The sequence below is a fragment of the Stieleria sp. genome (assembly GCF_041595215.1).
GTDB lineage: Bacteria > Planctomycetota > Planctomycetia > Pirellulales > Pirellulaceae > Stieleria > Stieleria magnilauensis.
On sequence record NZ_JBFHKV010000488.1, the window covers coordinates 1 to 6,025 of the forward strand.

Sequence of the window (6,025 nt, forward strand, 5' to 3'; positions counted from 1 at the left end):
AAAGTTGTTTCCTTGACGTTTGATTACATCCCTGGCACGACGGTTGTGACAGGCCAAGACAGTGGCAAGGCGACAGCGACCGGGATGATCGACGACGACGGCGAGTCATACATTGTCGTCGGTGATGGTGACCTCTTTGAAGGCACCGTTGTTGAAGGTGCGACGTTTACGGTCAGTGGTGATTTTGGGTCCAATACCGTCTTTGAAATCTACGACAGTTTTGCCGCGTTCCAGGCCAATGCGTCACCGCTGCAAACACTGGAGTACCACACGTCGTGTTCGCAGACGATCCAATTGGGCGACGTCGTCGGCAGCGTGATCTTGGTGGGCTACGACGGTGAAGACGGTTCAGCGACGCTGCCTCCCGCAATGGATCCACCGGTGTTTGAATTCGGCGGAATCATGCTTACCACCGACGCGCCGTTCGATCCGAACAACATTGGCTTGAATGCTGATTTGCCGACCGGACCGGTGGCCCAATTGGGAGACAAAGCCACATGGACGTACGTCGTCAGCAACCCGGGAAATGTTCCGCTGAGCATCGTCAGTATTTTTGATGACAACGAAACGAACGACCAAATCCCAGGTTTGGGCAGCGACGATTTCGCGCCTGTTCCGGTTGAAAAGGCCAATGGATTTAACTTCGGCGATGTCAATAACGACGGATGGTTGGATCCGAATGAAACCTGGTATTACCAGGCGATGGAAATCGTGACCGAACCGGGCCAGCACAAAAATACGGCCAAGGTCACCGCCGAAGACGCCGCGGGAACGATGGTGATGGATTCCGATATGAGCAATCACATCGTCAACCCACTCGTGTTCGAAAAGTATGTTTCTGTTCCGACGCCGCCGTCGAGCGAAGATCAATGTGACGTCAATGGTAAGGTCGTCACACTCTCGTTCGAATACACGCCAGGGACGGTGGTGCTGACCGGCCAAGACAGTAGCAAAGCGACCGCGACAGGCACTCCCGATGACGACGGAGAGTCTTATATCGTGGTCGGCGGTGGCGATCTCTTTGAAGGGACCGTGGCGGAGGGAGCCGTCTTTGATGTAGGTGGAAGCTTTGGTTCGAATACCGTCTTCGAGATCTTTGATGATTTCGCAGCATTCCAAGCGGGCGACGCTCCGCTCCAGATTCTGGAATATCACACGTCTTGTTCACAACCGATTCAGCTCGGGGACACCGTCGGCAGCATCATCTTGGTCGGCTACGAAGGAGAGAGTGGATCTGCATCCCAGTCGACCGGGCTTGGAGATCCTGCTGACTCGCCGACCGGACCTTCCGTTGTCGTCGGTGACGAAGTCGTCTTCTACTACGAGGTTGCCAACGTTGGGAACGTGGGCTTGACCAATGTGGAGGTCACCGACGATCAAGGCCTGTTGCCCATCTTGGAGGAGGGAGATGTCAACAACAACAACGTCCTGGACCCCGGTGAGGTCTGGATCTACAGTGCTTCGATCATCGCCTCTTCACCGGGCCAGCAGATGAACCTTGGGACGGTAACCGCCAACTCGGTGGACGACCTAACCGGCGAAGCGGAGTTGACCGCCAGCGATCTCGCCCATCACTATGTCGAAACACTCAAGTTCTTTGTCGTCGATAAGAGTGACGATGCGACGTACAGCTACACTGACGGTGGCATTTCCATCGGAGACGCGCCTCTTGCCGATGGGAATTCCGATCCACGCGGTATCAGTGCCGACCAGAACGGCAATCTGAAATGGGTCATTGACAAAGACAAGTATGTGTACGTCTACAATTCCGATGGATCGTTGGCTCGTTCGTGGAAAGCAAATGGGATTGGTGACGAAGCCGAGGGGATCGCGGTTCATCCCGATCCCAGCGACACGGGGCTGTGGATTGTTGACAAAAAGGAAAAGGCGATCTTTTATTACGCCACCGGCAAGACACATGTCTCCGGTGATCTGAATCCGACGTCTAGTTTTTCGTTAAATCTAGATGACAACATCGACTCTAAAAACGACCACCCGAAAGGACTCACGACCGACGGGGCTTCGTTGTGGGTCGTCGACGACGACGGCGGGACGGAAAAAGTCTTCAAGTACTCCGTCGCCACGGAAACACTCGTCGGCAGTTGGGAAATTGCCGATGAGGCACTCGAAGAACCACGGGGCATCACCGTGGATCCCAATGGCGGATCCACCATTTGGATTGTCGACAAAAAAACGGACAAGGTCTATCAGTTTGACGATGCAACCGACGTTATCTCGGGTAGCGAAGCCTCCGACGCCATGTTTGCTTTGGCCAATGAGAACACAGACCCAGAAGGCATCGCGGATCCGCTCCCAGTCGTCACCGAGGACGTCGCTGGATCCAGTCGGTATGACGTTTCGGGGGATGGAAAGGTCACTGCGATGGACGCACTTCGCATCATCAACGCGATGAGTTTGGTCAACAGGGAAGGCGAAGTCATCCAAAGCGTCGGTCACCATTTGATGGATCTCAACCGCGACGGAAAGATCAGCGCAATCGACGCGCTGATGATCGTCAATTATCTTGGCAGCGCTGAACACGCGGAGGCGACTCAGACTCGGCACGCGCCCACCGTTCCGGTTGTCCTCCCGGCGAGCGAGCCGGCACCGGTCGATCAGCGCAGCGTCGCGGATGAGAGCAACCTGTATCTAAATCATGCCCTCGATGAGGTTTCTGATGAATTGGTCGACAGTTTGCGATTCAACGGCCAGTTGAATACCGGCAGTGAGCGGGATGCAGAAAGCAAAGATGATTTGTTTGGTGAATTGGGGCGGGAGCAGACAGAATTGGAACACTCGTTATCCTACTACAGCCTCTCGTCATCCCCCTGATCGCTATTGAATGCAAGGCCGGTCCAGCGGATGGCCGGTCTAACGGGCAGCAGAATTTGACTTGCGGATCGAAATGCGTCCGCTAGTTTCGGCCGCTGTCGGTTTCGATCATGTTGAGCAGTTGATCGATGTCGATGGGTTTTTGGCAGACGGCGTTGACGACTTGGTCACCGAGTTCGTCGTAGGCGTCCGCGGCGATGTCCCGGTCTCCGCTGACGATGATCGTGCGGGCCTTCGGGACCGCTTGATGGATCCGACGGATGACATTCCGCCCATCACCGCTGCCGAGTTTCAAATCGACGATCGCAACTTGGCATTGCGAGTCACTGGCCTGCGAGATCCCTTCGGCTTCGCTGTGCGCCAACGCCACGCGAAAATGCCGCAGGTTCAGCACTTGCCAAAGCGACTGGCAGAAGTCTTCGTCATCGTCGACGACCAGCACGATCGGGGCGCTGGCGGCGCGGGCGAGTTTTTCCAGCAGGTCGTGAATGTCGACGGGTTTTCGTAGCACGTCCCACGTCCCTGCGTTTTTCGCTTGCTGGGCACCGTCGCTGCCGGCCCAGGCGGTGATCATGATGGCGGCCACCGAGGGCTGCAGTTTCTTGATTTCCCGATACAGCGATGCACCGTCCATGCCGGGCATTTGGTAGTCCAACAGGACGACGTCAAAGCGACTGTCGCGAACGCAACGCAGCGCCGCGGTGGCGTCTTCGGCCGTCGTGGTTTGGTAGCCGAGGTCGCTGAGGATATCGGCAAAGTTCGTTCGAATGTCCGCATCGTCGTCGACGATCAAGACTCTGGATCCGCTCTCATTCATCGTGGCCTGGCTCCTCCCCCGAGAACGGTTTCAGGTGCACCGAAAACGTCGTCCCTTTTCCGATTTGGCTTTCCACTTCCAGTCGCCCCTGGTTCTTTTTTAAGATCGCGACAGAGATGGCCAACCCGAGGCCCATCCCGCGAGCTTTGGTGGAAAAAAGTGGTTCGACCACGCGAGCCAAGTCGTCGGGTTTGATCCCGATGCCGGTGTCGGAAACCTGAACGACCAATTCATCGGGAGCGATCTGTCCGGCGATGGAGAGAATGCCTCCATCGGGCATCGCGTCGCGGGCGTTGCGGATCAGGTTACGAAAAACGATGGAAACCTGATTCGGATCGATGGCAGCTTGAAATCCACTGTCTGGCAAATCCGTCTCGATTTGAATGTTCGCCGGCATCGAAACGGAGGACACAATTTTGCGGAGCATTTCTTTCACGTCGCAGGCAATCACGGCCGGTTCGGGCATCCGAGCGATATCCGAAAGCGCGGTGATCACATTGTCAATCATGGTGACCTGCCGATCAATCCTCTCCAAGTGTTCATGCACCTTTTCCGGCGAAGGGTTTTGAACGTTTCTCAGATAGTATACCGATGTCCGGACAGCATTGAGTGGGTTTCGGATTTCGTGGGCGATGCCGCCGGAGACTTGACCGAGTGTGGCCATCCGCTCGGATTTCAGCAGATCGGCTTGTGCGGCACGTAATTCAGCGGTTCGCTCCTGCACGCGATGTTCAAGTTTTTCGTTGGCCAGAGCCAGTTGTCGCTGTGCATTTTTGATGTCGGTGATATCACGAACGATTCCGGCGAACAAGATTTGATCGCCGACGGCCATCCGGCTGACGGCCAAGTGCATCGGGAACGTGGAGCCGTCTTTTCGTTTTCCGATCACCTCACGACCGATCCCGATGATCTTCGCTTCGCCCGTCTTGAGGTAGTTGGCCAGATAACCGTCGTGCTGTTCCCGAAACGGGCTGGGCATCAGCATGTTGACGTTTTTTCCGAGCATCTCGCTTTTTTCAAAGCCGAACAACTGGGTCGTGGCCGGGTTGGCTGTCTGGATGGCGCCCCTGCTGTCGATGACGATGATGGCGTCCACGGCGGCTTCCAGGATCGCCAGCAGCACCGCTTGGTCTTGATTATGCATTCCGCTTGCTCCGCTGCGTCGGCCGGCTAGGGGTAGATTTCGACGTCGCAGGATTTTTGGCGGGGGAGTCTGATTTCAAAGGCGGCGCCGTTGGGATGGGTTCGAGCCGCGATGGAGCCGCGATGTGCTTCAATGATTCTCTGGCAGATCGATAGTCCGAGCCCGGTACCGCTTTGCTTGGTGGTGAAGAAGGGTTCAAAGAGTTTTTCCAATTGTTCCTCGGACATTCCCGGGCCATTATCCAGGACGGTGAGTTTGACGTGATCACGATCGCAAACGCAATTCAATTCGATGCGGACCGGATCGTGACAAGCCGCCAGCGCATTTTCGAACAAGTTTCGAAAGACCTGCTCCATTCGTAGCGTGTCGACATCGACCTTGATGTTGCACGACTCGAAATTTTCGATCAGCTGGACGTCACGCTGGGCGTGGGAGACGGCGAGATCGTCCCAGACCCGCCGCCAGATCTCGGGCAGCCCGACCGTCGTGGGACGCATCTGGATGGGGGCGGCAAACGACCGAACCTCCTCCAGCAAGCACTTGAGGTCGTCGGTGGCTCGTTGGATTTTCTTCAGGTCGTGGAGGGCATGTTCATTCCCGGCGATCTCCAGCCCCAGCAATTCGCTGGCGGCTTGGATACGTTGCAGGGCATTGCGGCTCTCGTGGGCCAGGGCGGTCATCGTCTGCCCGATCGCGGCGAGCCTTTCGGACTGCAACGCCCGGGTTTGTGCCGCCGTCAGGTCGCTGATGTCGACGCCGACGGCCAGTACGGACGTGACTTCGCCGTTGTGGTTTTTGAGCGTCGTGTTGGACCATCGCACCTGGTACAGGCGACCGTCTTTGCCGACGACGGAATTGACGACGCCACGCGTGTGCACGTCATGGGCGGTGCGAATGAAGACCTCTTGGACGCGTTCCCGATCGTCTTCGGTGATGCAGACGTCGAACCAATTCTTTCCCTTCAGGTCGCCCGGAGTCCAACCGGTGAGTTGTTCCAAGTACGGATTCAATTGAATCACCGTCCCCTCCAGGTCCAAGACCAGCACGATCGCTTCGGCCGTGTCGAGAACCAGTTCGGCGAACGCATGCTCTTTGGCCAATTCCGCCTCGAGCCGCTTTTTGTCCGCGATCCGACGCACCGTCCTGCGCAAGTCGTCCGGAATGATCGGCTTGATGACATAGTCGGTCACGCCCAACCGGAACGCCGTGATCGTGCTTTGCATGTCGGCAAA

The 6,025-nt window shown here is 56.6% G+C and carries 4 protein-coding genes; 1 reads left to right on the forward strand and 3 read right to left on the reverse strand.

From position 1 onward, the window contains the following. Positions 1 to 2,832, forward strand: a 2,832-nt coding sequence (locus tag ABX749_RS18465) for a dockerin type I domain-containing protein (protein ID WP_372897260.1), incomplete at its 5' end; no start/stop codon positions are given. Positions 2,833 to 2,914: 82 nt separating this feature from the next. On the opposite strand, the gene ABX749_RS18470 is transcribed toward ABX749_RS18465, so the two are convergent. The 3 genes from ABX749_RS18470 to ABX749_RS18480 form a co-directional block, all read right to left on the reverse strand. Continuing rightward, positions 2,915 to 3,649, reverse strand: a complete 735-nt coding sequence (locus ABX749_RS18470; protein ID WP_372897261.1) for a response regulator — start codon at positions 3,647 to 3,649, stop codon at positions 2,915 to 2,917. Then, the gene (locus ABX749_RS18475) at positions 3,642 to 4,793 is read right to left on the reverse strand and encodes a nitrogen regulation protein NR(II) (protein ID WP_372897262.1); all 1,152 of its coding nucleotides are present in this window, start codon (positions 4,791 to 4,793) and stop codon (positions 3,642 to 3,644) included. Before ABX749_RS18475 ends, ABX749_RS18470 begins: the two co-directional genes overlap by 8 nt. Positions 4,794 to 4,819: 26 nt before the next feature. Further along, the coding region (locus tag ABX749_RS18480) for an ATP-binding protein (RefSeq protein WP_372897263.1) at positions 4,820 to 6,025 on the reverse strand (1,206 nt) is incomplete at its 5' end.

Coding starts and splice junctions, on each gene's coding strand:
- ABX749_RS18475 (WP_372897262.1), bottom strand. CDS start 4,793: ATGCATAATCAAGACCAAGCGGTGCTGCTGGCGATCCTGGAAGCCGCC.
- ABX749_RS18470 (WP_372897261.1), bottom strand. CDS start 3,649: ATGAATGAGAGCGGATCCAGAGTCTTGATCGTCGACGACGATGCGGAC.